The sequence below is a fragment of the Bradyrhizobium sp. PSBB068 genome, from assembly GCA_016839165.1.
GTDB lineage: Bacteria > Pseudomonadota > Alphaproteobacteria > Rhizobiales > Xanthobacteraceae > Bradyrhizobium.
This window is the reverse complement of sequence record CP069300.1, coordinates 4616042-4642658: the sequence shown is the minus strand read 5'-3', so window position 1 is coordinate 4642658 and position 26617 is coordinate 4616042. Positions and strand designations below refer to the sequence as shown.

Genomic DNA, 26617 nt, shown 5'->3' with positions numbered 1-26617 from the left:
GCAGTCACCTGTTCCGTCCATCCACCGGCGTCATCCTGATCTTCGACAGGTCGATGCCGTCGATGCAGCTGACGTTCAGTGCCACGATGTCCGAACCATCGGGCTTGTTGCCGCGCGCGAACACGTCGACGCCGCAATCGACGCAGAGCTGGTGGCGGATCGCATGACGGTTGAAGAGATACTCCTTCAGGTTCTCGGCGCCGGCACGGAGCTGGAAGCTCGACGGCGGCATGAACACGAAGTGCAGGCCCTTCTTGGTGCAGATCGAGCAGTTGCAGGCGGTGACCATCGCCATGTCGGTGGTGCATTCGAAGCGCACCTGGCCGCAATGGCAGCCGCCGGTGTAGATCTTGCTCTCTGCCATGACGGTCGGTCCCTCACCACAGTCCGGGCACGAGACGATAGCGCACCCGCGCCGCATAGTCAGCATAGCCTGATAATCCCGCCCTCAGCGTGCGCTCCTCGATCCCGGTGCGGAACGCGAACATCGCGAAGAACACCGGAACGAAGGCAAGGCCCCACCAGGAGCCGAGCGTCAATGGCGCGCCGATGAAGAACAGCATCACGCTGGCATACATCGGATGGCGGACCAGCGCGTAGGGGCCGGTCGAGATCACGTGATGGTGGCGCTCGGTCTGCACCTTGACGACCGGTGCTGCGAACGAATTGGTGCGGAACACCCACAGGATCAGCACGGTCGAGAGCAGATACAGTGCGAGGCCGAGCACGATCAGCGGCACGCCGGCATCGGCGCCGCCGAAGCGGCGATCGAGCCCCATCGCGACGAACCACAGCACGGCAATGACCAGGAACACCAGCATGAAGCGCTTGTCCTCGGCGGGCTGGCCCTCGCGTGCGGTGAGCCGCATGCGCTCGGCCAAGAGGCCGGGATCGACCTTGGCAAGCCACAGCCCGCAGGCCGGGCCGATCAGCGCCGAGGCGATCAGGTAGGCCCACGCGCCGGGCCAGTGCAGCGTGCCTGCGAAGGCAAACAGCAGCGCGGCCATGGCGAGGACGAAGAACGTATTCTGCAGGAGGAGTTTTGCGATCATGGGCGACTCCGTGATTCCGGAGGCGATTATCGTACGGTTTTTCCGGCAAACATCCGGTAGCAGCCATCAACTTTACGAGCGGGGGAGGCGTTCCTGCGTCGGCCGCAACGATATTAAATAAGTAGTTGCTTATGCCGCGAGACGCCGGATGTCGATCCGACGGGGCCGCGCGTCACCCGGGAAGCTTGACGGATCACTCGTTGTTGCCGCGCCGCACCGTGATCGAGGCGTCGGTCTTGTTACGCGTGCATTCGAGGTTGAGGCGGCGATAGCGCATCGTGATGGTGTTGCCGCGCAGGATGCCCATGCGCTTCAGGCAGCGTGAGGTGCCCGTGGTGGCATCGTCCTTCGGCACGGTGAAGATCAGCGCCGTGGCGGAGCCGACCAGGTTGAAAAACTCCGGCTTCATCTTGCGGTCTGTCTTGGCATAGAGCTCGATCGCATAATCCTTGCCGCGGCAGCCGAGCGACAATTCCTTGGCGGCCGGGTGTGTGAGGTATGTGATGTTGGCGGCGCTGAAATTGACCTTCAGCCCGTCGATCTGGCCGGCGAGTTGCTTTGCGATGTCGACGCAGGGATCGGCATGCGCGGGTGTTGCCGCGAAGGCCGGCGCCAGCGCGATCAGCGCGGCGTGCAGGGTGGAGCGGATGCCCAAAGGCAAGCGTCGGCGCAACGGTGCTGTCACGAAATACCCCCGCGGTACGAAAATACGCGAAGCTACATGCAGGCTCCCGCGCAGCGCGTCAATATGGCCCGCCCGTCAGGACGTGCACTTGCCGTCCTGTGCCTTGGAGGCGCCGGCGGCGCGGCGCTCGCAGTCATTGCCGTAGGTCTTGCCGTCGCAGCCGCACACGGGCTTGTAGATCTTGTTGCAGATCGTCGGGCGGAACGCGCAGGTGCCGGACTGGTCGGCACGTCCGCAGCTGCCGGGTTTGAACTGGCAGAATTGGCCGCGACTGCTGCATTGCACGCCGGCAAGGCCGCCGCAGGCCCTGCCGAGCCGTGCTGCATCGGCGCCGCTCGGGAGCGCGACCAGCAAGGCGAGCGCCGCAAACCCAAAGAAAAGCGCTGTCTTCATGAAGGCCTCCTGGTGGCGTCCCGGTGGTTTCCGTGTCCGGTGTCCGCCGAATGCACAGCGTTGTGGCAAGCCGAGATTACCGAGGGATGAAACCTAGCACGTGGATTGCCGCTCCGGCGCATGGCTGGAAGACGGCCGGCTTCCCTTTCCTTTGTCCGAAAAAGGCTTAGAACGGCTCTACATTGCCGGCGGCCCCGCGGCCGGACCGGGCCTTTCGAAACCGACGAGCAGCTCATGAACGCCCCCTCAGCCTTTCCCGACCAGCAGAAGCCCGTTCCGCCCTACAAGCACACCCCGCTGTTCCCGCTCGGTGCCGACACCACGCCCTACAAGAAGGTGACGAGCGAGGGCGTCCGGGTCGAGAAGGTCCTGGGCAAGGACATGCTGGTGGTGTCGCGCGAGGCGCTGCGGGCGCTCTCCGAGGCCGCCTTCGGTGACATCAATCACTATCTGCGGCCGGGCCATCTGAAGCAGCTGCGCTCGATCCTCGAGGACAAGGAAGCCAGCGACAACGACAAGTTCGTCGCCTTCGACTTCCTCAAGAACGCCAACATCGCCGCCGGCGGCGTGCTGCCGATGTGCCAGGACACCGGCACCGCGATCATCATGGGCAAGAAGGGCTGCAACGTCATCACCGACGGCGACGACGAGGCCGCGCTCTCCGAAGGCGCGCGCGATGCCTATCTGCGCCGCAACCTGCGTTACTCGCAGGTAGCTCCCTTGTCGATGTATGAGGAGAAGAACACCGCCAACAACATGCCGGCGCAGTGCGAGATCTACGCCGAGGGCGATGACGCCTACAAGTTCATGTTCATGGCCAAGGGCGGCGGCAGCGCCAACAAGAGCTTCCTGTTCCAGGCGACGCCCTCGGTGCTGACGAAAGATCGTCTGCTGGCGTTCCTGAAGGAGAAGGTGCTGACGCTCGGCACCGCGGCGTGCCCGCCGTACCACCTTGCGATCGTGATCGGCGGCACCTCGGCCGAGCTCTGCATGAAGACGGTGAAGCTCGCATCGGCGCGCTATCTCGATGCGCTGCCGACCCACGGCTCGGCCGACGGCAATGCGTTCCGCGATCTCGAGATGGAGCAGGAAATCCTCAAGATGACGCAGTCGCTCGGTGTCGGCGCGCAGTTCGGCGGCAAGTATTTCTGCCACGACGTGCGCGTGATCCGGATGCCGCGCCACGGCGCCTCGCTGCCGATCGGGCTCGGCGTCTCCTGCTCGGCGGACCGCCAGGTGCTCGGCAAGATCACCAGGGACGGCGTCTATCTCGAGGAGCTCGAGCACAACCCGGCGCAGTATCTGCCGGCAGTCGAGCAATCGCTCGGCGGCGATGTGGTCAAGATCGACCTCAACAAGCCGATGAAGGAGATTCTCGCTACGCTGTCGCAATATCCGATCAAGACCCGGGTCTCGATGACCGGCACCATGATCGTCGCGCGCGACTCCGCCCACGCCAAGCTGCGCGAGCGGCTGGAGAAGGGCGAGCCGCTGCCGGATTATTTCAAGAATCATCCGGTCTATTACGCGGGTCCGGCCAAGACGCCGGACGGCTACGCCTCCGGAGCGTTCGGCCCGACCACGGCGGGCCGCATGGACTCCTTCGTCGACCAGTTCCAGGCCGCAGGCGGCTCGATGGTGATGGTCGCCAAGGGCAACCGCGCCGTCGCGGTGCGCGAGGCCTGCAAGAAGCACGGCGGCTTCTATCTCGGCTCGATCGGCGGCGCGGCGGCGAACCTCGCCGAGCACTGCATCAAGAAGGTCGAAGTGGTCGAGTATCCCGAGCTCGGCATGGAGGCGATCTGGCGCATCGAAGTGGTCGACTTCCCGGCCTTCATCATCATCGATGACAAGGGCAACGATTTCTTCAAGGAATTGAACCTGGGTTGATTGCGGTCGGCCTCGACGGCTTTTCGAAGGGCTGGGTCGCCGTCAGCATCGACGGCGACCGCCGCACACTTTCCTTTCACGGCGATGTCGCGGACGCGCTGTCGCGTCCGTTCGATCGTGCCGGGATCGATATCCCGATCGGCATGACCGATGACGGCGAGCGCGCCTGCGATCGTCTCGCACGCGCGCGCCTGCGCCCGCATACCTCGCGCGTCTTCACCGGTGCGCGGCGCTGGCTGTGGCTGGAATTTCAAGACCCCGACAAGGCGAACAAGGAAGCGCGGCGGCGCGGCCAGACCGCCGTCTCGCGCCAGCTCTGGCACCTCGGGCCGAAGATCATGGAGGTCGATGCGTTCGTGCGTGCGAATGCCGCGCGCGAGATCCGCGAGGTGCATCCTGAGCTGGTGTTTCTGCGGCTGAACGGCGGCACGCCGCTGCCGCGCAAGAAATCGGAGGAGGGCGATGCACTCCGTCGCAAGCTGCTCAAGCGAGCAGGTTTCCGCGAGATCGATCGCTGGCTCACCGTCACGCGGATCGGCAGCGGCGCGAAGCGCGACGATGTGCTGGATGCCTGCGCGGTGGCGTTGGCTGCCCATGAACCAAGCGGCTGCGTTCCGGAGGGACCGCAGCCGCTGGATGGACATGATCTGCCGATGCAGATCTGGTTCTAGAAGATCGCGCTTATGCCCGCGTGCCGGTGAAGGGGAAACTGCCCATCGGGCCGATGCCCATCTCGCCGGAGATGCCGTCGCCAGCGACCTTGCCGGTGAATTCGAGCGTCAGCGGCATCGGATTGGTGATGGAAACCTTCCAGGCGACGTCGTCGCCGTTCACGGTGCCGTCGAAGATCTCGGTGGAATTGCCCTCGGCGCCCTGCGTGCCGGTGAGCGTGCCGCCTGAGCTTGCCAGCGACAGTGTCGCCTTGCGCTCGCCCATCGGCGTCGTCATCGTGAGATTCCAGTTTCCGTCCACCGCCATTGATGTATCCCCTCGGTTATTTGTAGCGTCGCGGGTATAACCCATCTTGCTGCTTGCGCCTAGTTCGCCGCTAGCGGCGATCAGGCGCGGGCCGTGGCGCGCAGCCGGCTGCCGGTCAGGAAGCGGAAGGCGACATACTGGATCGCGAAGGCGGCGATCTTGGCACCGACCAGCACCACCGACACGTAGAACGCCCACAGCTTGATGTCACCGGTCGCTGCGATCGCGATGGTGCCGGCGGCGAGGATAAACATCAGCCCGGCCCAGGCATAGCCGGCGAGGGTGGCGTATTCCGGAATGGTCTCGGTCACGATCGGCGGCAGATAACGCAGCATCCAGCCGCGCTTCAACATGATCGTGCCGATCGCGATATGGCCGATCGCGGGCTTGGCCAGCACGAAGCGCGGATCGTTGGTGAGTAGCGTCGCGCCGCCCAGCACGATCACCAGCCCAAGGCTCGCCCAGGTCATGGTGCCGAGCGCCTGTCCCTTGACGCGCGCATAGACCACTTGCGCGACCGCGCCGGCGATCGCAACGCCGGTGGCGACCAGGACGTTGTCGGTGGCGAGATAGACCACCAGGAACACGATGGTGGAGAGGAAGTCGCTCGCGAGCCTGGCAAATACGCGCTTCATCGTCGTGGTTTCCGTTTCCTCGGGCGAGTGAATGTTCTGGTATCGTTATGGCAGCGTTCAGTGCGACGGCAGCGCGTTGGCCGGCGGCGTGCCGTACTTGGCCGCGCGATACTGCGGATACCAGCGGGTGAAGCCGACTGCGGCGTTGCGCGCGGCGAAGGCAACCAGCAGGCCCGTCCACAGCGGCAGCGCCGGCACATAGAGCACTGCGATGTTGCTGATCAACATCAGCAGCGTCGCGGCGGTCCAGGCGCCGGTGATCAAATAGTTGGCGTAGAGGAAGCCAGGCTGCTTCGCGGTTTTGGCATCGACTTGCTCGAGCGCGTATTGCCGCGTGAAGGGATGGCCGATCAGGATCGAGCCGAGCGACACCAGGAGGATGCCGGCATCGACCGCGATCTTCACCGCGATCATGCTCGGCGTCGCATCGACGAAGGTGAGGTAGCTGCCGACCGCGGTGAACACGACCACCGAACCGATGCCGAGGATCTTGATGCTGCGGCGGCGCGCGATGTCGAACGCGATGACGGCAAGGCAGATCAGTGCGGCACAGAGCAGGCTCACCGTCGCCGAGGTCACCAGCATCAGCGTAGCGAAAGCGCCGTAGGGGGCGAGGATCAGAAAGATCGTCATTGGAAGCCTCGAAGGCCAATCTTTACAATGTAAAGATAACCTAGCGGCGGGAGAGAAAAGCGTCAAGCGAAATCTTTACAGTGTCAAAATCATGAGGCGGCATGGAAAACGTGAATTATTCCAATCGAATAGGGCGTGATGGTTCGCCGGCGTGCTCTTCGCCGTCGTCATGGCCGGGCTTGTCCCGGCCATCCGTGTCACTCGTTCAACAGCTGAAGAACGTTGCTGTCCGGGCTGGGCTCCGTGTTTGGCCGAGAGCGATAAATGGTCGAGCTTGGGCTTGTTGCAGCAAGCTGGCCCCGACCGTGAGTTGCTAGCGCTTTGGAAGGCGTGATTAGCTGCAAGCGAGGAAGGAAGCGACGTCGCTCCAAAACTCGTCCTGCATAGGCAAGAATATTGATGAGTGGTTCGAACATGGCAGCGGCGAATTGCAAGACAAGGCTGACAAGGGCGTGCTGTGCGGCAATATTGATAGCCCTCCTGACGGATCTATGTCCAAAGGTCGCGGCGCAAGAGGGGATCTTCCGCTGGCGAGTCAATCGAACGGAGAAACAGTCCGTCCTCGTTCAAGCTGCGTCTGATGCAACCGATGATTTCGGTCGTGTCGCCCTTTCGTGTGAACCTGGGTCTGGGAACATCGAAGTCTCGGTGATGATGGAGGACGATCAGCGTGCCAAATTCGCGGAACTTCTGAAGAGCGAGCGCTATCCAACCGTTACGCTGTCGAACGGCGGTGAGGACAGCAAGTCGGTGATCGATAAGCTTGTCTTCAGTGACGTGGGCGGCTGGTCATACGCCTTTCAAGTGCAAGATGATGACAAGTGGCTGGTCGATTTCGAAAAGACCGGAACGCTGCGCTTTAGGGTAGGAGACACCATAGACGACAGCGATAGTTTGAACGTCGGTCTCGACGCCATCTCGACCTTTCGAGATCAGTGCAGAAAACGGCCGCAGGCACCACCCCCATCGACTCACTCCGGCGGATCGTTGCCGTGGACCCAGCCGAATCCAAACGCATTCCCGCCGCCTCCATCGATCTCCGGTCGACGCGAGCAGTAATTCTTGATCGGCGGTCTTGAACCGCGCCGCGCCGGGCGCAACGCGCATTCACCTCGGGACTGAGCCGGACGTTGGAGCGGCCGGCTTGTACCGGAGTCGCGCGCCCGGTCTCGGCCAAAACCTGCCCCGGGCGCGACAGTGGAGGACTTAGCTTGTGTTGGAGAGGGAGCGCCGCTACTCCGCCCCGACCCAATTGCCGTGGAATCCATCCGGCACGCGGTGGCCGAGATGGACCAGCGCGGTCGGGCCCGCTTCGACATCCTGTGCGTTGAACACGGCGAGGTCGCTGCGGTTTTCGCGGGCGCGCCAGACCACGGCGAGCAGCCAGCCGTCGCCTTCCGCGGCATCGGCGCTGCGCTCGACGAACACGGGCTCGGAGATCGTATCACCGGCGGGCAGCAAATAATGGCCAAGCCGCTTGCCGCGGCCGTCGACATGCACGATGCCCGACAGCGCGCCGAACATCGGCAGGTCGGGGTTGGCGCAGGCGTACCAGCCGTGATTGCTGGCAAGTCCGGCGCGACGATCGTCGACGCGGGGGAATTCGCCGGTGAGGTCGTCGAGATAGGTTTGCGTGAAGCGGTCGGTATTGCCCGAGAGATCGAAGGTCCAGCGGCAATAGCGCGCGCGGTTCTTCTTCGGGTCGGTCGGCGAGCCGTCCGGATGGTTGAACAGCGGCGCTTCCTCGAACTGCATCACGTCGGCGATGATGCGGTTGCCTTCCTCCCACGCGTTCATGACATGGAAGACGTAGCAGGTCTCGGCACGGAACCAGACGATGTCCTTGGACGAACCGCTACGCTTCATCACGCCGACATAGGCGCCTTTCTCCGGCTCCCAAGCGTAGGGCGCCTGTCCGCGCATCGCGCGCTGCACGCTGCCGGTGATCGGCAAGATCGGAAACAGCACGTGGTTCTCGGTGACGATGAAGTCGTGCACCATGCTGGCATAGGGCGCCTCGAAGCGTTCGAAACGCTTGACCACGCCGGACGCATCGATCGCGCCGTATGACAGCACCGGCGTCAGCGGACCGGCGGCGTTGTAGCCGAAGAACACCAGCTCGCCGGTGACCGGATCGATCTTCGGATGTGCACTGAAGGGGCCGGAAATAGCGCCCTTGTAGTCGCAATAGCCGAGGCGATTCAGCGTGCCGGGTTCGATCTCGGTCGGCAAATGGCTCTCGACGAGCGCGAGCAGCTTGCCGCCATGGAAGATGATGTTGGTGTTCGCGACGCAGCCATCGGTCGTGATGTCGGCAGGAGCGTCCGGCAGCTTGCGGCCGAAGCCGCCGAACAGTGCGCGTCCGGCGTCGTGCTCGGCTTGCCATTTCGTGGTGCGGACCCAGCGGTTGCGATAGCTGGCGCGGCCGTTCTCGAGATGGAAGGCGTGCAGCATGCCGTCGCCGACGAACCAGTGTGCGCCCGGCACATCGAATTGCGGGTTGGGGCCGTTGCGGTACAGCGTGCCGTTCAATTCGCGCGGCAGTTCGCCGGTGATCTTCAGGAATGGCGCATCGGCTTCAAACGGGATCGGCGCCAGATTGGACCGCGCCGCGTTCGAGGTGACCTGATCGAGCATTCGCATCTCCCTGCATTATGATCTTTACATCGTAAAGATATCAGTAGGGAGGGTGCCTTCGATCGTCAAGCAAAATCTTTACAGTGTAAAAATTGCGACATATAACGGCGTCATGGCAAGATTATCCAAGGAAAACAAAGCGGCTCGCACGACGCGGGCCCCGACGCGCCGGGTTGCGCGTGCCGCGGCGGATCGTCCGACATCGCGGCGCAAGGCCAATGACACGCCGTATCATCACGGCGATCTGCGTGAGGCGCTGTTGAAGGCCGCCGAGCGCGTGCTCGAGCGTGACGGGCTGGCGGGTCTGACCTTGCGCGCGGTGGCGCGCGAGGCCGGCGTGTCGCACGCAGCGCCGACGCATCATTTCGGCGATCTCACGGGCCTGCTCAGCGAACTCGCGGCGATCGGTTTTCGGCAATTCGGCCAGGCGATGGCGACCGCGAACGCGTCCGCGGCCACGCCGCCGGAGAAGGGAGTGGCGAGCGCCAAGGCCTACGTCGCCTATGCGCAGGCCCATCCCGGCATGTATGGGCTGATGTTCCGCAGCGAGCGGCTCGATCATGCGCGGCCGTCGCTGCACGAGGCGTCGGAAGCGTCGTTCGCGGGGCTGACCCGCGGCGTCGGCGCCAGCCGGCATGAGGAGATCTCCAAGGAGGTGCTGACGCTGGACCAGGCCGCGGCGATCGCCTCCGCCTGGTCGCTGGTGCACGGCTTCACCATGCTGCTGCTCGACGGCCGTCTCAAGACGATCCTGGATCGCGCGCCCGCAGGCACGTCCGCGGAGACGTTGTTGAGCGCGATGCTGGGTCGATCGGGAAGCAGACAGCCGCGGCCGTGACCGATGCTGTCGCCGCGATCAGCGCCTGGTGAGCGCTGTGGTCCGGCCGCTCTCGCCGACCGCCTTCACCTGATCCGTGCCGCATTGGAAATCGCGGGCGAAACCGTCGGCGGCCTGCCGCGCCAGTTCGTTGGCGTTGGGATTGGCGGCGACATCGACATAAGCGACGTGACAGACATCGCCCGGCGGCAGCCGCGTCACCGCGAGCATCGCCCGCGAGACGGGTCCGCCGTGCTTGTCCTGTTCGCTGTTGTCGGCGATCTGCCAGCGTTGGATGATCGCAAAAGGCTTGCTGCCTGCGGCGCGCCATTCGACCGTTTCGCCGGTCGAGCTGAACGGGCCGAACCAGGCCTGCGCCGCCGGTTCCTTCGCCTCAGCCGCGCGATTTCAGCCCACCGAGACCACTTCGCGCAGATCGCCCTCGTTGATCAGCACCACAAGGCCGGATTTGCGGTCGAGGTGTAGCTGCTGCTGATCGTCTCAGAGGCAGCCTGACCGGGATTTGCGCAGGCGAGCGCCATAATGATTGTTGCAAAAGCCGGGTATTTCACGTGGGAAACCTGCGATCCGGACGTTACTTTGTGTCTGACATATGCAATCTGTGGAAGGTTCAACAGACACGCGGGAAACACCTGACAGGCGCGCGGAATCGTCCTAGAAGGGCGGCTTCGCAACTTTGTCGCGTGCGCCCCGGCGTGCCGTAGCCTCGATCATCATGCCCGCATCATTATCGCACAAGCCCTATCGCGTTGGTCGCTCCCGTACCGGCCTCGGCCTCTTCGCCACCAAGCCGATCAAGAAAGGCACCAAGATCATCCGCTATTTCGGGCCGATCCTCGACTCCAAGAAAAAGGATGAGGACGCGATCGAGAACAAATACCTGTTCGAGCTGACCAACCGCTGGACCATCGACGGCTCGGTCCGCGAGAACGTCGCCCGCTACATCAACCACGCCTGCCGGCCCAACGCGGAATCCGACGTTCGCCCGCGTAAACGCAAGGTGTTCATCCGCGCCATCAAGGACATCGAGCCGGGCGACGAGATCAACTACGATTACGGAACCGACTATTTCAAAGCCTATCTGAAGCCGATCGGCTGCAAGTGCGACGCCTGCGAGAAGAAGCGCAAGAAGCAGCGCGCGGAGGCGAGGGCGGAGCGGCTGCGGCTAAAGGAAAAGGCCGAACGTAAGGCCAGGCGCGAGGCCGAGAAACTTGCTGAAAGCCGCGCCAAGGAGCGGAAGGCCAAGGCGAAGAAGGCCGCCAAGGCAAACGGCAAGACTGCAAACAGCAAGACCCTGAATGGCAAGGCCTTGAACGGCAAACACCTCAACGGCCACAGCCTCACTGCTGCGGCCGGTAGGCGGGCGGTCCCTTCGAAGCGCGGCGCCGCGCGCCCGCTGCAAGCCTGAGTCCCTCGACCGATCCTGTTCGCCGACCGTCATGATGCGCGCGCCGGCCGCGGCAGGTAGGCGCATTCCGCCAGCGTGGTTCCGTCGAGCTCGCGCATGAAGGCTTCGCGCGCCGCAGCGAGCCTTGCCTTCAGCCGGCAACGCGGCAGCAGCACGCAATCCCCGCCATCATCCCTGAAACATTCGACCAGCGCGCTGCCGCCTTCCAGCGCGCGGACCACTTGCCCGAGGGTGATTGTCTCCGCCGGCCGCGCCAGCGAAAACCCGCCGCCCGCGCCGCGCTGGGTCGCGATGAAGCCGGCCTCTGCGAGGTCGCGCACCACCTTGGCGAGGTGATTACGGGAGATGCCGAACTCGGCCGCGATCTCGCTGGTCGCAAACGAGCGATCCGGTTCGCCGGCCAGCCGCATCAGGGCGCGGAGCGCAAAATCCGTGAATGAAGTCAGGCGCATGGAAGCCCTTCGAAATCGGCGCTTGGCGGATCAGCTATAGCAGTCTAAATAGGCATTTAAAATGCATATTTAGGATTTGAGCGATGACCGGAGCAGAGCGCCGCGAGCAGATCACCGCCGAGATCGTCGCGCAGACCGGAATCACCGAGGCGATGATCGCGCAGCTGGTGCACGGATTCTACGCCAAGGTCCGCAGGGACCCGATGATCGGGCCGGTGTTCGAGGCCAGGATCACCGATTGGGAGCCGCACCTCGCCCAGATGTGCGCATTCTGGTCCTCGGTCGCGCTGATGACCGGGCGCTATCACGGCACGCCGATGGTCAAGCACATGAAGCTGCCGATCGACGCCGCGCATTTCGACCGCTGGCTAGAGCTGTTCGAGGCGACCGCACATGAACTGTGCCCGCCCGTTGCAGCAGTTCATTTCATCGAGCGCGCGCGCCGCATCGCCGCGAGCCTCGAGATGGGCGTCGCCGGCGGGCAGGGAGTGATGCTGGGGGTGGGCGAAAGATACAGACGAAGTCTCCCCTCGTCATTCCGGGGCTCGCCAACGGGTCCGCGCGAAGCGCGGCCCGATGACAGGCTCCGCGAGAGCCCGGAATCCATCGGGCCATAATCTCTGCAGCACAATGGATTCCGGGTTCGCGCCAAGGGCGCGCCCCGGAATAACGAGATTAGCAATCCATCCCTTGCTTGCCGAGAGATGGATTGCTTCGTCGCTTCGCTCCTCGCAATGACGATGAGTGGCCTACGCCGTCACCGCACCCTCACTCCTGCGCAATCCGACATATTGCAGCTCGGCGAACACGCCGGTGGCGATCGCCTGGGCGAGGATGACGATGGTCCCGAGCAGATTCGGCGACACCGCGCCCGAGAGCAGCAGCGCGATGCTGGCGAGCGTCCAGGCCGCGTTGCCGGCGACCACGAGGATCACGGGGCCTTTCGGCAGCGAGGTCCGCGCGCCGAGCCAGCCGACCAGCGCGGTGTAGGCGATCAGGAACAGTCCGGTCTCGCGCAGCAGCGCGTCCGGCAGGCCGAGCAGCGAGGCCAGCGTGCTGGTGTCGAGCACCATTGCGACCGCGGATACGCCGCTGAACACGGCATCGGCAAGCAAAGCGCAGCGCAGCAGCGGGGACGAATGGATCATGGCAGCATCTCCTTGGGTTGGAGGGGTTGGTCAGCGCAACAGGGACTGAAGCTGACGCCACAGCCGCGGCGGGCACAGCGCCTTGCCGACCCTCATCTCGGCCGCGTAGACCTGCGCGAACACGAACAGGCCGGTTGCATGCACGAGCGGCTGGGGCATGTTGAGCGAGCGCGCGACCAGCCAGGTGGCCAGATGGACCAGCCACGGCAGCAGGACGGCGAAGGCGCGGATAAGGGACAGCATCAGCATGGTCATCTCCTGTGCCGTGGAAGATGAGCCGGCCGGCGCGCCAATTCGATTACCTCGGGCGTAATGGAACGGGCGAATTCCGCATGGTAGGTTTTGCACCATGAACGCACATGCATCCCTGGCGCGGGCCGAGCCCGCAAAACCCGTCCTGATCGGCGAGCACCTGCGCGAATGGCGGCAGCGCCGCCATCTCAGCCAGCTCGACCTTGCCGTCGATGCCGAGATCTCGGCGCGGCATCTGAGCTTCGTCGAGACCGGCCGCTCGGCGCCGTCGCGCGACATGGTCCTCAAACTGGCGGAGCGCCTCGACGTGCCCCTACGCGAACGCAACGTGCTGCTGGTCGCCGCGGGCTTCGCACCCGCATTCCCGCAACGTTCGCTGGAGGATCCGGCGCTGAAATCGGCGCGGGAGGCAATCAACCTGGTGCTGAAGGCGCATGAGCCCAATCCGGCGCTGGCCTATGACCGGCACTGGAATCTGGTCTCCGCCAATCGCATGGTGGCGCCGCTGCTCGAGGGCGTGCCGCAGCGGCTGCTCGGCCAGCCCTTCAACATCCTCAGGCTCGCCTTCCACCCGGAGGGGTTGGCGCCGCGCACCGTCAATCTGGCGGAATGGGCTGCGCATCTGCTGGAGCGGCTGCACCGGCAATGCGAGGCGACGGCGGATCCGGAGCTGCTCAAGCTCTACCAGGACCTGAAGTCCTATCCGATCCCGGCGCGCTCGGCGCCGATCACCACCGACAACAATGTCGCGCTGCCCTTCAAGCTCAGCCTCAACGGCGAGATCCTGAGCTTCATCTCGACCACCATGGTGTTCGGCACCCCGGTCGACATCACGCTGCAGGAACTGGCGCTGGAGACCTTCTTTCCGGCCGATGAGCTGACCGCCGAGCGGATGCGGCAGATGGCAGCCAGTATGAAATAGCGGCTTGTCTCGGGGCGCTTTCGGCCTACCTTTGGGGTTCCAAATTTGCCGGGAACCCTGCCATGAGCGATCTGAAGCCGCTTCGCCTCGACATCGTCTCCGACGTCGTTTGTCCCTGGTGCTACATCGGCAAGCATCGCATCGAGGATGCGCTCAAGCTGGTGCCCGACGTGCCGGTCGAGGTGCACTGGCGGCCGTTCTTCCTCAACAATTGGGTGCCGCGCGAGGGCATCAGCCGCGACGAATATCTGACCGCCAAGTTCGGCTCGGTCGAAGCCTACAAGGGCATCGCCGGCCGCGTGGTCGCCGCCGCCAACGAGGAGGGGCTGACCTATCATCCCGAACTCGTCAAGCGCCAGCCCAACACGATCGATTGCCACCGTCTGATCCATTGGGCCGAGGCCAAGGGCAAGGCGGCCGAGATGAAGCAGCGGCTGATGGAATTGTACTTCCGCGACGGCGGCGATCTCACCGACAGCAATGTGCTGGTGCAGGCGGCCGCCGATGTCGGGCTCGACGCCGACGACATCCGCAAGCGTCTTGCCTCCGACGAGGACGTTGCCCTGGTCTCGGCGCAGGCCCAGGAGGCGGCCGAGAAGGGCATCTCCGGCGTGCCGACCTTCGTGTTCGCGCAGAAATACGCGGTGTCCGGCGCCCAGCCGGCCGAGCAGCTCGCCCGCGCCATCCGCCAGGTCTCGGCCGAGATCAACGCGCAGGCGGCAGAGTAGTCCGCGGGTCCCCATCGAAAGCCCGGCTCGCGCCGGGCTTTTTCATTTGCCCACTTCCATCCGAAATCATCAGGGAGACAACCATGATCTATGAGCTGCGCACCTACACGGTCCGTCCAGGAACCGTCGGCGAGATGGTGAAGGCCGCGAGCACGATCTCGCGCGACATCCGCGCCGATAATTTCGGCAAGCTGGAAGGCTACTGGATCACCGAGATCGGGCCGCTCAATCAGGTCATGCACATGTGGAGCTACGCCGATCTCAACGAGCGGGCCCGGCTGCGTGCGGAGCTTGCGAAAAATCCGCGCTGGACCGGCGAGTACATTCCGGTGATTCGTCCGCTGCTGATGCGCCAGGACGTCCGGCTGATGAATGCGATCATTCCGCCGGTGGCGCCGGCCACGACCGGCAACATCTACGAATTCCGCAATTATCGCGCCAAGCCGGTCGGCGCGGCCAAGCAATGGCTCGACCTGATCACCGGCGTGATGCCCGAGCGCGAGAAATATTCCAAGGTCGTCGGCCTCTGGGCCACCGATGCCGGGCAGCCCAACGAGGTCTGCCACATCTGGGCCTATCCCGATCTCAATGCCCGCGCCGCGGCGCGCGGCAACGCGCTGAAGGATCCGGCCTGGCAGGAATTCCTGGGCAAGGGCACGCAGCTGCTCGAGGAGATGCACTCGACGATCATGCTGCCGGCGCCGCACTCGCCGTTGCAGTAGCGGACGGTGGCGCAGAAAGCCTCACCCGACGTTTCCATCGGATGAGGCTTTCCAAGGCAAGGGCATGCGCCGCCTGAGAAACAGCGCATCGCGACGCTAAAAGGGCCAGCTGACACCAACCTGACGGCTAAGCCGGTTGTTTCCTGATGTGTCTGCATGGCTACGAAAGGGTAAACCGTCGGTTGAGGCCCTTGCGCCGCCGTGTGCTAGGCCGGCTTCCGCTGACTGCGGATGAAGCGAACGGCATTGCGGGCGGCCTCGTAGGCGACATTGTTCAGCGTCAGCGCGGCATGAATGGCGCCGACCATCGGATCGCGGCGTCGTAGCGGCAGCAGCACGTCGCCGATCGCGAAGCGGCCGCGCCAGATCGGGTCGATCATCGGATGGCCGGACGCCGCGGTGGAATCGGCCGAATTGATCGCCGGATCGGCGCAGAGATGGCGCGTCAGCTCAAGCGTCAGCTGCGTGCCGGGCGAATGCTTCGCAAAGCGCTCGTCGATGCCGATCTTGAAGAAGAACGCACGGTCCTGGTGGCGTACCACGATGCCGCCGGCGACGGCCGTGCCGCCCGCATGCAGCGTGACGATCTCGCAGCGCCCGGTCTCGGCCATTGCCGAGGTCGCGCGGCGGATGAAGGCGGCGTCGCCGGCGTGCTGGCTGAGCGCGGTGCCGCGCTGGCCCTTCCAGCCGCCAGCTTCGAGCGCAAGGAACGTCTCGAGCGCCACTGCGACGGCGCGCGGCGTACGCGCGACATCGAAGCGCACCGCGCCGTGGTCGGACAGGCGATGGCGCTGCCGCCGCAGCTCCTTCAGCTTCTTGGGCCCGAGCGCGTCGCGCAGCAAATCGTCGGCATCACGCGTCGCATCGAGCTGCGCGCGCTGATAGGTGCTCAGCAGGCGCGGCTGCAAACCATCCCTTGCGAGCACCGTGCGGATCGCCGCCATGGCCGGGCCATCGAGCGACATCGTGCGCAGGATCAGCGCATGCGCGCCCGCATCGCGTGCCTGCTGCAGTATCTGGCCGGCGGCCTGCTCGGCGGCGTCGCGATCCAGCAGCGGCGTGCACAGCGTGCCGTAGGGCTCGGCGCCGACCAGCGCAGGCAAGGGGATCCGATAGATTCGCCGAAATGGCACGACCGGCAACAGCCCGATCAATTGCCCGGCATCGCCGGTGGCGCTGAGCAGCGATGCGCCGGTGCGACCGCGGGCGGAGGCATCGACCGCCAATTCCCAGTCCGCCTGGTAGTAGCCGTTGGGCTCGATCGCGCGCTCGGCAAGCGCGCGCCATGCGCCGACCGGCGCCGCAGACAGCGGCGGCAACGCGCGATCGTCCGTGGCATCCTTGCGCGATGCACGGCGGATCATTGCCTGGTCAGCAATATCGGCCACGTCCCTTTTCCCCGATGCGCACGCACGGCAGATCAGCCGGCGTTCGTCAGGGCAACGCTAGAGCAAAGAGATGGAAAATGCCGTTGAGGCCATCGGGCAATTTGAGCGGTAATGTTAACGGGCCATTCAGGATGCGGCTCGTGATGAGCAACCCCGTCCAGGCTCAGGGTTTGGTGCTCTTCTGCGCGTCCGCCGCAACGGTGCTCTCGACCGGCTCGTAACTCTCGGTCAGGCAATTGTCGTCGGCCTCGACCTGCCGGCGATCGAAGATCGCGCCTTCACTGATGAAGACGCGATAGGTCTGCGTCCCCAGCGGCTTGCCGATCACCGAAGTCAGTTCGGCACGCACGCAGGCAGTCCAGCCGGTGCCGCGCGGGTCGTGCAGCGGAGCGGAGACCCGCACATGGGACGGCTGCGAGCCGGCGGTGAACACTGAATCCAGCTTGCCCGCAACCAGCCGCTTGACATCCGGAGGCGTCTCGAGCGGCGCCGGCTCGGTGGCCTTGACCTTCAACATCTCCGGCCACACCGCGTGGCTGTCCGCCAGCCCGCAGCCGCTCAATATCAAGGCGGCGCCGGCCAGCAGCGCCGCCAGGTGTACTTGTCCCTGTCCCATCGACCGGATTTAATGTTCCGCCGCCAACATTGCGCCCCCCTGGTGGGGCTGAATTCGGCTCACGCGACGCTTTGTCGATCAACAAATGTCGAGCGACAAGTTATCTTTGGGGTAGAGGTGTTGCCGGATGTTTCTACGGCTGCGGGGGAGAGAGACTGACATGAAAAGCTTCACGGTTGCTGCCGTCATTCTGGCGCTGATCGCGACACCGACCCTGGCTCAGGGCCGGCGGGGCGGCGGAGGCGACGACAGGAAGACGGAGCAGAAGCCCAAGATCGACGAGAAGGCCTACAAGGCCGCGCTCGATCGGATCCCCGAGCCCAAGGAGAAATACGATCCCTGGGGCGTCACCAAGCCGGCCGCTGATCCGGCCAAGAAGCCGAAATAGTCAGCCGCGATAGCCGGGGCCTATCGGGTTCCTGTGACGTCGCGACATCACAATCGGCGCCGGTGGCTGCACTTTGCCGCACGGCATGAACCTTCGTCTGACGGCGTCAGACCCATCTCCGATATCATGTGTCGGAGGCCGCCATGCTTCGCCGTTCGCTCCTCGGCCTGATCGTTCCGGCTGCGATCCTGTTCGGTGCCGTGCCGGCATCGGCAGAGAGCCGGCTGGCGCTCGTGATCGGGCAGTCCGCCTACAAGTCGGTTCCCGCGCTGCCCAATCCGGCCAACGACGCCAGGGCCGTGTCACAAATGCTGACCGATGCCGGATTTGCGGTGACGGCGGCGTCGGACCTGTCCCAGGACGAGATGCGCGCACGGATCAGCGATTTCGCCGGCCAGGTGGCGGCCAAGGGCGCCGACACCGTGGCGCTGGTGTTCTATGCCGGGCATGGCCTGCAGATCGATGGCGAGAACTATCTGGTGCCGGTCGACGTCGATCCGAAACGTGAGGCCGACATCCCGATCCAGGCGGTCCGTCTCAATGACATCCTGAACACGCTGACCTCGGTGCCGAGCCGGATGCGCATCGTGCTGCTCGATGCCTGCCGCAACAATCCGTTCCCGGAGCTCAGCAAGACCGCAGGGCACGGGCTTGCCATCGTCGACGCCAGGATCGGTGCGCCCGGCACTTTCGTGTCGTTCTCGACGTCACCGGGCGCCGAAGCCGAGGACGGCAGCGGCGCCAACAGCCCATACACGACCGCGTTGCTGGCTTCGGCGAAGGAGCCGGGGATCCCGATCGAGGATACCTTCAAGCGCGTCCGCCTTGCCGTGAACAAGGCGACCGATGGCCGGCAGACGCCGTGGGACTCCTCGTCGCTCACCGACGACTTCCGCTTCATGGCAGGTCCCTCAGCATCACCGGCACCGGCGCCGGCCGCGGCCAAGCGCACCGTCGACGAATGGAAGCGCGACCTGCAGGGCAAGCCGATCGAGGCTGCCAACGAACTGATCGTGGTGGACGGCACCGACGAAGCCTATGAAGCCTTTGCCGCTGTGTTCGCCGGCACGCCGCGCGGCCTGCAGGCGCGCGACTGGCTCGACCGGCATCGCCGCATGGTGGCGTGGAGCGACGCTGTCCTCGCCAACACCGCAGCGGCCTATCGCAGCTTCCTGGTGCTGTATCCCGACAGCGATCTCACGGCCACGGCGCGCAAGATGATCGAACGGCTGCGTTACCGTCCCGACCTGACGCCGGCCACAGCGCTCAGCGTGCCCGCGACCAATGTCGCGCTGGCGGCGCCGACCTGTCCGTGCAACGCCGCGCCGCCCCCGCAGCAGAAGGCCGCCGTCGCGCCCACCAAGAAGCGTGTCGAGAAGCATGCCGAGCCCGATCCGCCGCGGCGTGCCGGCAAGCGGCCGCCGCGCGACGTGGTCGAGGACGATGTCGTGGTGGTGCGCCGTCCGCCGCCGGCGGTGGTCTATGAGCCCGTCGGGCCGCCTGTTGGAATCGGCATTGGCATCGGGATCGGCGGTGGTGGCTATCGCGGCGGTTATCGCGGCAACGACGGCGGCGGGTATCGCAGGGGTGGATACTGACGCGCCGATCGCGTAAAGGCTTTCCCGCATGAGATGCGGCGTCCGATGATCGCATCCTGCGGGAGGACGCAATGCAGTTCCTGTTTCGCCTGTTTGCCGCGCTGGTGCTGTGCGTCCAGCCGGCGCTCGCCTGGGAGTATTGGGGAGGCGATCGCGGCGGACAGCGCTTCTCACCGCTGACGCAGATCACGTCCGACAATGTCGGCGCGCTGGTGCGCGGCTGGGAATTCCGCACCGGCGATCTCGACGCCCGTCCGCCCGAGGTCATGAAGCGCACCAAGTTCGAGGTGACGCCGCTGTTCGTCGAGGACAGCCTGATCTTCTGCACGCCGTTCAACGAAGTGATCGCGCTCGATCCCGGCACCGGTGCGCAGAAATGGCGTTTCGATCCGAAGATCAGCATGGCGCAGCGGCCGGCCAACCGCTTCGTCTGCCGCGGCGTCGCGCACTGGACCGATGATCGTGCAGCCGATGGTGCGGCCTGCAAGTCGCGCATCTTCACCGGCACCAATGACACGCGCCTGATCGCGCTCGATGCCAGGACCGGCAAGCCATGCGCGGATTTCGGCAACGGCGGCGAGATCAAGATCGACGCCGGGATCAAGCTGGAATGGCCGGGCGAATTTCAGATCACGTCGGCGCCGGTGACAGGCCGCGGCGTGGTGGTGGTCGGGTCCGCGATCGGCGACAACCGGCGGGTCGACGCGCCGGTCGGCGCGGTGCGGGCTTTCGATGCACGGACCGGCCAGCCGCGCTGGACTTTCGATCCGCTGGTGCACAGCGGCATCGAGGCCGGTCACAGCAATGTCTGGGCGCCGATGTCGGTGGATGAGGAGCGGGGCCTGGTGTTCCTGCCGACGACATCGCCGAGTCCCGATTTCTGGGGCGGCAAGCGCCCCGGCAATGACGAGCACGCCAATTCCGTGGTCGCGCTGCGGATCGAGACCGGCGAGTTGGCGTGGGCATTCCAGACCGTGCATCACGACGTCTGGGACTACGACCTGCCGGCGCAGCCGACGCTGGCGCGGATCGACACCGGCGACGGCATGCGCGATGTCGTGATCCAGCCGACCAAGCAGGGTTTTGTGTTCGTGCTCGATCGCGACACCGGCAAGCCGGTGTGGCCGGTCGAGGAGCGCGCGGTCCCGCAGAACGGCGCCGAGGGCGAGCAGCTGTCGCCGACCCAGCCGTTTCCGACCCATGTGCCGCCTTTGTTGACGCAGCGCATGACTGCGGATGACATCGGCGGCCTGCTGCCGGGCCTCGGAAGCGCCGCTTGCGAGAAGCTGCTCGCGCAATCCCGCAATGAGGGCCTCTACACGCCGCCGTCGACGCGTGGCACGATCGTCTATCCGATGACCGGCGGCGGCGTGAACTGGGGCAGCGCGGCGTTCGATCCGGTCAACCAGATCCTGCTCGCCAATGTCAGCCACGCGGCGCATATCATCACGTTGATCCCGCGCGAGCAGGCGAAGGGCTTCAACCCGCCGCCCGGCCATGATTTCGGCCAGCAGGAGGGCGCGCCGTTCGCGATGTCGCGGGCGCTTGCAATGACCTCAGTCGGCACGCCCTGCAACAAGCCGCCGTGGGGCGAGACGGTGGCGGTCGATCTCAAGGCCGGAAAGATCCTCTGGCATTCGACGGTCGGCACCAGCGAGGATCTCGCGCCGCTCGGCATTGCGCTCAAGACCGGCACGCCGCTGCTCAATGGCGTTGCGATCACCGCGGGCGGACTGGTGTTCACCGGCGCGATGGACGCCTATTTGCGCGCGTTCGATGTCAAGTCGGGAAAGCAATTGTGGCTCGGTCGGCTTCCTGTGCCAGGCGTCGCCAATCCGATGACCTATCTGTGGAAAGGCGAGCAGTATGTCGTGATCGGCGCCGGCGGGCATTCCGAGGGCGGCACATCGATCGGCGACAGCGTGGTCGCGTTTCGCCTGCCGCGTCAGGGCGAGGGTGCTTCGCTTCTCGCGCGCTTGATCGATCGTCCCGGTGGACGGTTTGCTGCGAAGGCACTCGCGGCCGGCGTGGTGGTGATCGTGCTGGTCGGACTGCTCTGGCGTTGGCGCAGGAGGCGTCGCGTCGCTGCGGCGTAGTGCGGCAGCGCGCGCGTTGCGCCGCTGCATGACAAATCAGCGACATCGTTTCAGCGACATCGGTTCTCAATGCGTGCACCGAAACGACGTGCAGACGAACGCGCACGATGTCATGCTTGCGTTCGCCGCAACGCTTCGCTTACGAGGTCGCGAGCGGACGCGCAGGGCTTCCAGCGCCTGTTCATTTCAGATCATTGCCCATGGAGATTGCGATGAAGATCACTGCCTCGATCATGTTTGCCGCCGCGCTCGCGCTGTCGTCCGCGCCGGCCAGCGCCACCGTCCTCGATCTCTCGACCATGACCTGCAAGCAGTTCGTCGAGGGCGGCGACGACACCATCAAGATGGTGCTGGTGTGGATGGACGGCTGGTACAAGGGCGATTCCGACGAGGCGATCATCGACACCGACGTGTTTACCGAGAACGCCAGGAAGTTCGGCACCTATTGCGGCAAGAATCCGACCATCAGCATCGTCAACGCCGCCGAGGCCGTGCTCGGCAAGTAAGCTTGCTGCGCAGGTCGCTCCGCTCGCACCTCCAGCGACAAAGGCGGAGCCTTTGCGCGGGATGACGGTGATGGGTTTTGCTGCTGTCTGATTCAACTGTCAAACAGCTTACCCAGTGCCATCACCCGCGCATGCGGGAGATCCAGTATTCCAGAGACGGTCGTGCTTGAGCCGATAGGCCGCGGCGTACTGGGTCGCGCGGTCGAGCCGGGCGACGACAACAGTAGATGCGGACAAAGCCTCACATCTCTCAGGATGACGGTGATGGCAGCGTAGTTCATTCACGCGCGTCGCCTCGGCGTCCTATCCCGGCAACATCGCGAACGCGCTCGATACCATCGCCACCGGCTTGTTGTCGGTGGCGGAGGAGAGCGTGACGCGGCCGAAGCTCATGGTGCGGCCGAGCCGGACCACGCGGGCGTCGGCCAGCACGTCGGAGGCGGTCACCGCGCGCATGAAATGCGTGGTCTGGTCGACCGTGGTCATCGGACGATAGCCCTTGTTGGCGGCGAGGTTGGCCAGCACCATCGCGGTGTCGGCGAACGCCATCAGCGCCTGCCCGCAGACGATGCCGCCGGTGCGGCACAGCCGCTCGGAGAACGGCATGCGCAGGATGGCGCCGGGCTGCCAATCGGCCGCGTTGCCGGGCGGCGGCGTGAACTCGAACTGCTCGATCGACAGATTGAGGTCCTGCACCCAGGGCGCAAAGACGTCGCCGAGCATGCGTTTCGCCTCGTCGATCCCGAATTCACCGGCCTGCTGCATGACGTCCCGCTTCCCCTGTTGATTTATTGTTCTCTAATCTATCGCCTAATTGCGCGTGACATGCACGCCCGGCCGCTTGCCGTCATTCCATTTGCCGTCGATCGCCCGTTCGATCTGGGCGGCGAGCTGCAGCAGCAGCCCGTCGTCGGCCTGCTTTGCGATCGCCTGGATGCCGAGCGGCAGGCCGTGCTCGTTGGTCGCGAGCGGCAGCGAGATCGCCGGGATGCCGCAGAGATTGGCCAGCGGCGTGAAGGCGAAGTTGCGCCAGAGATTGCCGAACCAGTCCAGCACCGACGGGTTGTCCGAGATGGTGAGATATTCCGTGGTGCCGACCTTCGGCGTCGGCAGCGCGGTGACCGGCGTCAGGATGATGTCCCAATCCTCGAAGAAGGCGCCGAAGCCGCGAGATGTCGTGTTGAAGACAGCCTGCATACGCGCGCGATCGGCGAAGCTGAAGTGCCTTCCGTGCTCCCAGATCCGGATGTTGACCGGCTCGATCAGGTCCGCCGGCGGCCGCTCCAGGCCGCGCGCGGCGAGCATGTTGCCGATCACGACGGCGAAATTGCTGATGTAGCAGGTGGTCTGCGCCGCGAAGGCTTCCGCATAGTCGAGCGACGGCAATGCGTAATCGACCTGATGGCCGAGGCCTTCGAGGAAGCGTCCGACCCGCTCGAGCTCGGCGGCGATATGCGGCGTCGCGCGATAGTCGCCCCAGGCGTGCGACAGCGCGATCTTGAGCCGGCCGGGGTCGCGCGCGATCATCGCGGTGTACGGCTCCGGCGGCGTCCAGAACGGCATGAACTCGCCGGGTGCAGGTCCCCGGCAGGCATCGACGAAGGCCGCGGTGTCGCGCACCGAGCGTGACTGGCAGCCCTGGATCGAGACCAGGCCGGTGAGATCGGACAGATGCGGCGCGAGCGAGAACACGCCGCGCGACACTTTCAGTCCGATGTTGCCGTTGACGCCGGCGGGAATCCGGATCGAGCCGCCGCCGTCGGTCGCATGCGTGATCGGCACGACGCCGGCCGCGACCATCGCGGCGCTACCCGCCGACGAGCCGCAGGTGGTGTAGTCGGTGTTCCAGGGATTGCGCGTGACATAGACTGCGGGATTCTCGGCGGAGCTGCAGACCCCGAATTCCGGCGTGGTGGTGCGGCCGATCAGATTGAGCCCGGCCTTGCGCAGCTTCGCGGTCAGGAACGTGTCGGCCGTGGCGCGGTTGCCGCGCATCATCAGCGAGCCCATCTCCTGCAGCCGTCCCTTCAAGGTCGGGCCGAGATCCTTCATCAGGAAGGGCAGGCCGGCGAACGGGCCGTGGAGGTCGGCGCCGTCGCGCGCCGGATCGGCGATCACGTCGTCGAACAACTCGACGACGCCCGAGAGCGCGGGATCGACCTTGGCGACGGCGCTGGCTGCCTGGGCCGCCAGCTCCCGCGGCGTCAGCTCGCCGCTCCGGACGCGCCCGGCGAGCGCCGTCCCGTCGTGCCGCGTCCATTCGTCCCAGCTCATCGCCAAAGTCATTCGTCGATTCCTTTTCTGCTTTGTTGCGCAGTGTAGTTTGGGGGACCGCCCGGTCAAACCATCGCGCCGCCGCTGCGTTCCGACGCGCCGGCACCGCGTTCCGATACGCTGGCGCTGTGTTGCAAGCGCCATGCCCGGCTTGAAAATGCCCCAGTTTCGGCGCCCGATTGCCTCTCGTCAGTGGTGGGGGCGTACATGTTCCGCAGGTTGGTCTTGCTGGGTGGCGTGATTGCGATCGGGCTTGCGCTTGGTGGGTGTACGCGATGCGGTCCGATCTGGGACGACTGGATGCAGTCGCCGAAATCCTGCAAGTCAGATCATCTCTAGGACAGGGACAAGCGCGCGGGCCAGACATGCTTGGCGACCGCTTTCCTGCGGTGATATACCGCTGACGAAAATGCAGGGAGCGTTGTTATGAGAGTTTTGTGCGCAGTTGCGGTCGCGGTGCTGCTGTCGGCACCGGCCTATGCGCAAATGCCGAACGTCAATCTGATGCCTGAGGTCAAGACCAAGACCCAGGAAGAGAAGGACCAGGACGCGGTCAACGACCGGGCCTACAAGAACTCGCTGAGCAAGATTCCGGATGCCAAGGGATCGTCCGATCCCTGGGGCGCGGTGCGCAGTGATGCACCGAAGGCGGCGGCCCATCCCGCCAAGCCGAAAACCAAGACCGGAAGCTCCGCGCAGTAGCGCCGGGCCGGGGCCCCGTCCACCTCCCGCAGACTCGGATTCTCCCGGCGCCGCCCCTATATTGGGGCGTCGTCAGTTGGTCCGGAGTAGCGGCAATGGTGTTTCGTCCGCGCGATCTCGCCAGCCGGATGGCCGCGCGGCGCCAGCCGGATGACGGCTATCTGCGCGAGACCTTCAGCCTGCCGCGCGATCAGGCCCGCCTGCGGGCGCGCGCCTTTCTCAAGCGCTATCCGAAGGCCGCCTATATGAGCGCCGTCGAGAGCTGGCGCGAGCTGCCCGGCGGCGACATCGAGTTCACGATGCGGCGGCTGGCCAGCGCGGACTGAAGCGTAAGGCCGGCCCGCGCAGCGGAGCCGGTCGAACCGGCTGCACCTCAATCCTGATCGCCGCGTCCGCGGCTCCGTCCAAGCCCCAGATTGTTCAACTCGCGGTCGATCCGCAGCTGCACGCGGCGGATCGCCAGGAGGTCGAGTTTCGCTTCGGTCTTGCCGGTGAAGACCCGATCGCCGATCTGGAAACGCCATTTCCAGACGCCGGCCGTGAGCTGCGTGACGCTGAATTCGACACCCTTATGAATCATCTGGAACGGTTCCGCGGAGGAATGGCGGTCGTTGATAATTAAACTAAAGGTTGCAGCGATGATTAACACCCGTCAAGCGATGTTGTGAACGGCGGCGCCATCCGGGGCGTCGTTGTGGATCTCGAAGCGGATCCGTTCCGCCGGCGGTACGCCGTGTGTTGCGACGCAAAATCCGTGCGTTGGCTTCGGCGGGCTAATGTTACGAACACTGGTGGAACCCGGGTCTTCCCGTGAAGGCTACGTAGTTTTTTTGGGCGTCAGGAGGGGTACCAAGGTAGTATGCAGATTGTGCCAACGACATTTCCGGTGTCACTGAACCTGCAGCTAACCCATTGATTATGGAAATCACTTTTGGCGAATCCGATCGGTCTATGCGCGGAACTTTGTTCTAGCCCGGAGAACTACGGATGGTGTCGCGACACAGCCCAGACGGTCCGATCATGAGCCGGCGACGCATTCCGCGATCGGGAAGATTTTCATTGCGGCGAACGCCCGACAGCACGACGCCGCCCGCTTGAAATACACGCGGACGGCGCCGGCCCTAGCCCCAGGAAGGTGTGCAAAATCCTGATAGATGGAAGCCTATACAATTTGTGCCGGAGCACATGTCCCAAATTGGCTATCACGGATGATCGACGCGGAACGACCGGGCCGCCGCGCTTCACCGCGTTGGCGTGACCGAGGGCGGGGCATCATGCGGAAGCGCGCCGAAAAATTTGAAGAGGAGCCCGCCAACTGGTGGCGGCCTCTCAGAGAAATCTCCTGATTGTATGAGCGGAGGGATCGTTCGCGCGGGACAGCAATTTCAGCTTTCCTTGCCGACCTCCGGAGCGCGCGGCGCGGCCGGAACGGATCGCGACCCACAGAAAATAATAGCCCTAGAACATTTGCGATGCCGTCTCGGTAGTCCTACTGAGAACATCGGCTAAGCTATGGTTTTTGTTCGCTTAATCCGATCCAGGGCAGTTTCGAATCCAGCTTGGGACACGGGGGCTTGAATGCGGCCGGCGCCCGCATCTCGGTGCTGTCCTAGTCAGGACACTCGGTAGAACAAATGAGGACACTACGTGCTTTTCCGGAATTGCTGCGGGTGCGA

General features: G+C 64.8%; 30 protein-coding genes and 2 pseudogenes. 15 read left to right on the top strand and 17 right to left on the bottom strand.

Translation table 11 applies throughout. From position 1 onward, the window contains the following. Positions 1-4 precede the first annotated feature (4 nt). The 4 genes from JQ507_21665 to JQ507_21650 form a co-directional block, all read right to left on the bottom strand. Positions 5-364, bottom strand: a complete 360-nt coding sequence (locus tag JQ507_21665) for a GFA family protein (GenBank protein ID QRI67572.1) — start codon at positions 362-364, stop codon at positions 5-7. Between the two features lie 13 nt (positions 365-377). Then, positions 378-1052, bottom strand: coding sequence for an isoprenylcysteine carboxylmethyltransferase family protein (locus JQ507_21660; protein QRI67571.1), 675 nt, complete (start codon positions 1050-1052; stop codon positions 378-380). Between the two features lie 193 nt (positions 1053-1245). Further along, positions 1246-1707 (bottom strand): hypothetical protein, encoded by a 462-nt coding sequence (locus JQ507_21655; GenBank protein QRI73453.1) that lies wholly within the window; start codon positions 1705-1707, stop codon positions 1246-1248. A 105-nt stretch (positions 1708-1812) separates the two neighbouring features. Continuing rightward, entirely contained in the window at positions 1813-2130 is a 318-nt protein-coding gene (locus JQ507_21650; GenBank protein ID QRI67570.1) for a hypothetical protein, read from the bottom strand. 234 nt (positions 2131-2364) lie between these two features. On the opposite strand from JQ507_21650, the gene JQ507_21645 reads away from it, so the two are divergent. Together JQ507_21645 and JQ507_21640 are read left to right on the top strand one after the other, a co-directional pair. Continuing rightward, positions 2365-4020, top strand: a complete 1656-nt coding sequence (locus tag JQ507_21645) for a fumarate hydratase (protein ID QRI67569.1) — start codon at positions 2365-2367, stop codon at positions 4018-4020. Further along, positions 4017-4691: a DUF429 domain-containing protein gene (locus tag JQ507_21640; protein QRI67568.1), complete on the top strand. Its 675-nt coding sequence runs from the start codon at positions 4017-4019 to the stop codon at positions 4689-4691. Before JQ507_21645 ends, JQ507_21640 begins: the two co-directional genes overlap by 4 nt. A gap of 10 nt (positions 4692-4701) precedes the next feature. Here the strand turns inward: JQ507_21640 and JQ507_21635 are convergent, their stop codons facing one another. The 3 genes from JQ507_21635 to JQ507_21625 form a co-directional block, all read right to left on the bottom strand. Beyond that, positions 4702-4998 carry a hypothetical protein gene (locus tag JQ507_21635; GenBank protein QRI67567.1) on the bottom strand — a complete coding sequence of 99 codons (297 nt, stop codon included), beginning with the start codon at positions 4996-4998 and terminating at the stop codon, positions 4702-4704. A gap of 80 nt (positions 4999-5078) precedes the next feature. After that, positions 5079-5633 (bottom strand): septation protein IspZ, encoded by a 555-nt coding sequence (locus tag JQ507_21630; GenBank protein QRI67566.1) that lies wholly within the window; start codon positions 5631-5633, stop codon positions 5079-5081. Between the two features lie 57 nt (positions 5634-5690). Then, the gene (locus tag JQ507_21625) at positions 5691-6266 is read right to left on the bottom strand and encodes a hypothetical protein (GenBank protein QRI67565.1); all 576 of its coding nucleotides are present in this window, start codon (positions 6264-6266) and stop codon (positions 5691-5693) included. 651 nt (positions 6267-6917) lie between these two features. Here JQ507_21625 and JQ507_21620 point away from each other — a divergent pair. Beyond that, positions 6918-7325 carry a hypothetical protein gene (locus JQ507_21620; protein QRI67564.1) on the top strand — a complete coding sequence of 136 codons (408 nt, stop codon included), beginning with the start codon at positions 6918-6920 and terminating at the stop codon, positions 7323-7325. Positions 7326-7499: 174 nt separating this feature from the next. On the opposite strand, the gene JQ507_21615 is transcribed toward JQ507_21620, so the two are convergent. Next, the gene (locus JQ507_21615; GenBank protein ID QRI67563.1) at positions 7500-8903 is read right to left on the bottom strand and encodes a carotenoid oxygenase family protein; all 1404 of its coding nucleotides are present in this window, start codon (positions 8901-8903) and stop codon (positions 7500-7502) included. A 112-nt stretch (positions 8904-9015) separates the two neighbouring features. On the opposite strand from JQ507_21615, the gene JQ507_21610 reads away from it, so the two are divergent. Continuing rightward, positions 9016-9741, top strand: a complete 726-nt coding sequence (locus JQ507_21610; GenBank protein ID QRI67562.1) for a TetR/AcrR family transcriptional regulator — start codon at positions 9016-9018, stop codon at positions 9739-9741. 18 nt (positions 9742-9759) lie between these two features. On the opposite strand, the pseudogene JQ507_21605 reads toward JQ507_21610, so the two are convergent. Beyond that, positions 9760-10262: pseudogene (locus JQ507_21605) on the bottom strand (hypothetical protein). Positions 10263-10456: 194 nt separating this feature from the next. On the opposite strand from JQ507_21605, the gene JQ507_21600 reads away from it, so the two are divergent. Further along, positions 10457-11149: an SET domain-containing protein-lysine N-methyltransferase gene (locus JQ507_21600; GenBank protein QRI67561.1), complete on the top strand. Its 693-nt coding sequence runs from the start codon at positions 10457-10459 to the stop codon at positions 11147-11149. A gap of 29 nt (positions 11150-11178) precedes the next feature. Here JQ507_21600 and JQ507_21595 read toward each other — a convergent pair whose 3' ends face one another. Then, a complete protein-coding gene (locus tag JQ507_21595; protein QRI67560.1) occupies positions 11179-11601 on the bottom strand; it encodes an Rrf2 family transcriptional regulator in 423 nt (140 codons plus the stop codon). A gap of 83 nt (positions 11602-11684) precedes the next feature. Here JQ507_21595 and JQ507_21590 point away from each other — a divergent pair. Beyond that, a pseudogene (locus JQ507_21590) lies at positions 11685-12122 on the top strand (group III truncated hemoglobin). 228 nt (positions 12123-12350) lie between these two features. Here the strand turns inward: JQ507_21590 and JQ507_21585 are convergent. Both JQ507_21585 and JQ507_21580 read right to left on the bottom strand, forming a co-directional pair. Next, a complete protein-coding gene (locus JQ507_21585) occupies positions 12351-12749 on the bottom strand; it encodes a hypothetical protein (GenBank protein ID QRI67559.1) in 399 nt (132 codons plus the stop codon). A gap of 30 nt (positions 12750-12779) precedes the next feature. Next, positions 12780-13004, bottom strand: coding sequence for a hypothetical protein (locus JQ507_21580; protein ID QRI67558.1), 225 nt, complete (start codon positions 13002-13004; stop codon positions 12780-12782). Positions 13005-13098: 94 nt separating this feature from the next. Between JQ507_21580 and JQ507_21575 the strand changes: the two genes are divergently transcribed. The 3 genes from JQ507_21575 to JQ507_21565 all read left to right on the top strand — a co-directional run bounded on the left by JQ507_21575 (position 13099) and on the right by JQ507_21565 (position 15373). Beyond that, positions 13099-13923: a helix-turn-helix transcriptional regulator gene (locus JQ507_21575; GenBank protein QRI67557.1), complete on the top strand. Its 825-nt coding sequence runs from the start codon at positions 13099-13101 to the stop codon at positions 13921-13923. A gap of 62 nt (positions 13924-13985) precedes the next feature. Beyond that, positions 13986-14651 (top strand): DsbA family oxidoreductase, encoded by a 666-nt coding sequence (locus JQ507_21570; protein QRI67556.1) that lies wholly within the window; start codon positions 13986-13988, stop codon positions 14649-14651. An 83-nt stretch (positions 14652-14734) separates the two neighbouring features. Continuing rightward, positions 14735-15373: an NIPSNAP family protein gene (locus tag JQ507_21565; protein QRI67555.1), complete on the top strand. Its 639-nt coding sequence runs from the start codon at positions 14735-14737 to the stop codon at positions 15371-15373. Between the two features lie 206 nt (positions 15374-15579). Here the strand turns inward: JQ507_21565 and JQ507_21560 are convergent, their stop codons facing one another. Further along, positions 15580-16761: a GNAT family N-acetyltransferase gene (locus tag JQ507_21560; protein ID QRI67554.1), complete on the bottom strand. Its 1182-nt coding sequence runs from the start codon at positions 16759-16761 to the stop codon at positions 15580-15582. A 163-nt stretch (positions 16762-16924) separates the two neighbouring features. Next, positions 16925-17377: a hypothetical protein gene (locus tag JQ507_21555; GenBank protein ID QRI67553.1), complete on the bottom strand. Its 453-nt coding sequence runs from the start codon at positions 17375-17377 to the stop codon at positions 16925-16927. A gap of 160 nt (positions 17378-17537) precedes the next feature. Here JQ507_21555 and JQ507_21550 point away from each other — a divergent pair, with 160 nt between their 5' ends. The 4 genes from JQ507_21550 (at position 17538) to JQ507_21535 (ending at position 21965) form a co-directional block, all read left to right on the top strand. Then, the gene (locus tag JQ507_21550; GenBank protein QRI67552.1) at positions 17538-17765 is read left to right on the top strand and encodes a hypothetical protein; all 228 of its coding nucleotides are present in this window, start codon (positions 17538-17540) and stop codon (positions 17763-17765) included. A gap of 143 nt (positions 17766-17908) precedes the next feature. After that, positions 17909-19363 carry a caspase family protein gene (locus JQ507_21545; protein QRI67551.1) on the top strand — a complete coding sequence of 485 codons (1455 nt, stop codon included), beginning with the start codon at positions 17909-17911 and terminating at the stop codon, positions 19361-19363. 71 nt (positions 19364-19434) lie between these two features. Beyond that, positions 19435-21459: a pyrroloquinoline quinone-dependent dehydrogenase gene (locus JQ507_21540; protein ID QRI67550.1), complete on the top strand. Its 2025-nt coding sequence runs from the start codon at positions 19435-19437 to the stop codon at positions 21457-21459. A 212-nt stretch (positions 21460-21671) separates the two neighbouring features. After that, the gene (locus tag JQ507_21535) at positions 21672-21965 is read left to right on the top strand and encodes a hypothetical protein (GenBank protein QRI67549.1); all 294 of its coding nucleotides are present in this window, start codon (positions 21672-21674) and stop codon (positions 21963-21965) included. A 303-nt stretch (positions 21966-22268) separates the two neighbouring features. Here the strand turns inward: JQ507_21535 and JQ507_21530 are convergent, their stop codons facing one another. Further along, positions 22269-22730, bottom strand: coding sequence for a PaaI family thioesterase (locus JQ507_21530; GenBank protein QRI67548.1), 462 nt, complete (start codon positions 22728-22730; stop codon positions 22269-22271). A gap of 45 nt (positions 22731-22775) precedes the next feature. Then, positions 22776-24251, bottom strand: a complete 1476-nt coding sequence (locus tag JQ507_21525; protein ID QRI67547.1) for an amidase — start codon at positions 24249-24251, stop codon at positions 22776-22778. 414 nt (positions 24252-24665) lie between these two features. Between JQ507_21525 and JQ507_21520 the strand changes: the two genes are divergently transcribed. Together JQ507_21520 and JQ507_21515 are read left to right on the top strand one after the other, a co-directional pair. Then, positions 24666-24941, top strand: a complete 276-nt coding sequence (locus JQ507_21520; GenBank protein QRI67546.1) for a hypothetical protein — start codon at positions 24666-24668, stop codon at positions 24939-24941. Positions 24942-25036: 95 nt separating this feature from the next. Next, positions 25037-25267: a hypothetical protein gene (locus JQ507_21515; protein QRI67545.1), complete on the top strand. Its 231-nt coding sequence runs from the start codon at positions 25037-25039 to the stop codon at positions 25265-25267. Positions 25268-25314: 47 nt separating this feature from the next. Here the strand turns inward: JQ507_21515 and JQ507_21510 are convergent, their stop codons facing one another. Then, positions 25315-25521 (bottom strand): hypothetical protein, encoded by a 207-nt coding sequence (locus JQ507_21510; protein ID QRI67544.1) that lies wholly within the window; start codon positions 25519-25521, stop codon positions 25315-25317. Positions 25522-26617: the final 1096 nt, after the last annotated feature.

What these genes read in the sequence shown, in the direction of transcription:
- JQ507_21665 (QRI67572.1), bottom strand. Translation starts at nt 364, where the DNA reads ATGGCAGAGAGCAAGATCTACACCGGCGGCTGCCATTGCGGCCAGGTG.
- JQ507_21660 (QRI67571.1), bottom strand. Translation starts at nt 1,052, where the DNA reads ATGATCGCAAAACTCCTCCTGCAGAATACGTTCTTCGTCCTCGCCATG.
- JQ507_21650 (QRI67570.1), bottom strand. Translation starts at nt 2,130, where the DNA reads ATGAAGACAGCGCTTTTCTTTGGGTTTGCGGCGCTCGCCTTGCTGGTC.
- JQ507_21645 (QRI67569.1), top strand. Translation starts at nt 2,365, where the DNA reads ATGAACGCCCCCTCAGCCTTTCCCGACCAGCAGAAGCCCGTTCCGCCC.
- JQ507_21635 (QRI67567.1), bottom strand. Translation starts at nt 4,998, where the DNA reads ATGGCGGTGGACGGAAACTGGAATCTCACGATGACGACGCCGATGGGC.
- JQ507_21630 (QRI67566.1), bottom strand. Translation starts at nt 5,633, where the DNA reads ATGAAGCGCGTATTTGCCAGGCTCGCGAGCGACTTCCTCTCCACCATC.
- JQ507_21625 (QRI67565.1), bottom strand. Translation starts at nt 6,266, where the DNA reads ATGACGATCTTTCTGATCCTCGCCCCCTACGGCGCTTTCGCTACGCTG.
- JQ507_21620 (QRI67564.1), top strand. Translation starts at nt 6,918, where the DNA reads ATGATGGAGGACGATCAGCGTGCCAAATTCGCGGAACTTCTGAAGAGC.
- JQ507_21615 (QRI67563.1), bottom strand. Translation starts at nt 8,903, where the DNA reads ATGCTCGATCAGGTCACCTCGAACGCGGCGCGGTCCAATCTGGCGCCG.
- JQ507_21610 (QRI67562.1), top strand. Translation starts at nt 9,016, where the DNA reads ATGGCAAGATTATCCAAGGAAAACAAAGCGGCTCGCACGACGCGGGCC.
- JQ507_21600 (QRI67561.1), top strand. Translation starts at nt 10,457, where the DNA reads ATGCCCGCATCATTATCGCACAAGCCCTATCGCGTTGGTCGCTCCCGT.
- JQ507_21595 (QRI67560.1), bottom strand. Translation starts at nt 11,601, where the DNA reads ATGCGCCTGACTTCATTCACGGATTTTGCGCTCCGCGCCCTGATGCGG.
- JQ507_21585 (QRI67559.1), bottom strand. Translation starts at nt 12,749, where the DNA reads ATGATCCATTCGTCCCCGCTGCTGCGCTGCGCTTTGCTTGCCGATGCC.
- JQ507_21580 (QRI67558.1), bottom strand. Translation starts at nt 13,004, where the DNA reads ATGACCATGCTGATGCTGTCCCTTATCCGCGCCTTCGCCGTCCTGCTG.
- JQ507_21575 (QRI67557.1), top strand. Translation starts at nt 13,099, where the DNA reads ATGAACGCACATGCATCCCTGGCGCGGGCCGAGCCCGCAAAACCCGTC.
- JQ507_21570 (QRI67556.1), top strand. Translation starts at nt 13,986, where the DNA reads ATGAGCGATCTGAAGCCGCTTCGCCTCGACATCGTCTCCGACGTCGTT.
- JQ507_21565 (QRI67555.1), top strand. Translation starts at nt 14,735, where the DNA reads ATGATCTATGAGCTGCGCACCTACACGGTCCGTCCAGGAACCGTCGGC.
- JQ507_21555 (QRI67553.1), bottom strand. Translation starts at nt 17,377, where the DNA reads ATGGGACAGGGACAAGTACACCTGGCGGCGCTGCTGGCCGGCGCCGCC.
- JQ507_21550 (QRI67552.1), top strand. Translation starts at nt 17,538, where the DNA reads ATGAAAAGCTTCACGGTTGCTGCCGTCATTCTGGCGCTGATCGCGACA.
- JQ507_21545 (QRI67551.1), top strand. Translation starts at nt 17,909, where the DNA reads ATGCTTCGCCGTTCGCTCCTCGGCCTGATCGTTCCGGCTGCGATCCTG.
- JQ507_21540 (QRI67550.1), top strand. Translation starts at nt 19,435, where the DNA reads ATGCAGTTCCTGTTTCGCCTGTTTGCCGCGCTGGTGCTGTGCGTCCAG.
- JQ507_21535 (QRI67549.1), top strand. Translation starts at nt 21,672, where the DNA reads ATGAAGATCACTGCCTCGATCATGTTTGCCGCCGCGCTCGCGCTGTCG.
- JQ507_21530 (QRI67548.1), bottom strand. Translation starts at nt 22,730, where the DNA reads ATGCAGCAGGCCGGTGAATTCGGGATCGACGAGGCGAAACGCATGCTC.
- JQ507_21525 (QRI67547.1), bottom strand. Translation starts at nt 24,251, where the DNA reads ATGACTTTGGCGATGAGCTGGGACGAATGGACGCGGCACGACGGGACG.
- JQ507_21520 (QRI67546.1), top strand. Translation starts at nt 24,666, where the DNA reads ATGAGAGTTTTGTGCGCAGTTGCGGTCGCGGTGCTGCTGTCGGCACCG.
- JQ507_21515 (QRI67545.1), top strand. Translation starts at nt 25,037, where the DNA reads ATGGTGTTTCGTCCGCGCGATCTCGCCAGCCGGATGGCCGCGCGGCGC.
- JQ507_21510 (QRI67544.1), bottom strand. Translation starts at nt 25,521, where the DNA reads ATGATTCATAAGGGTGTCGAATTCAGCGTCACGCAGCTCACGGCCGGC.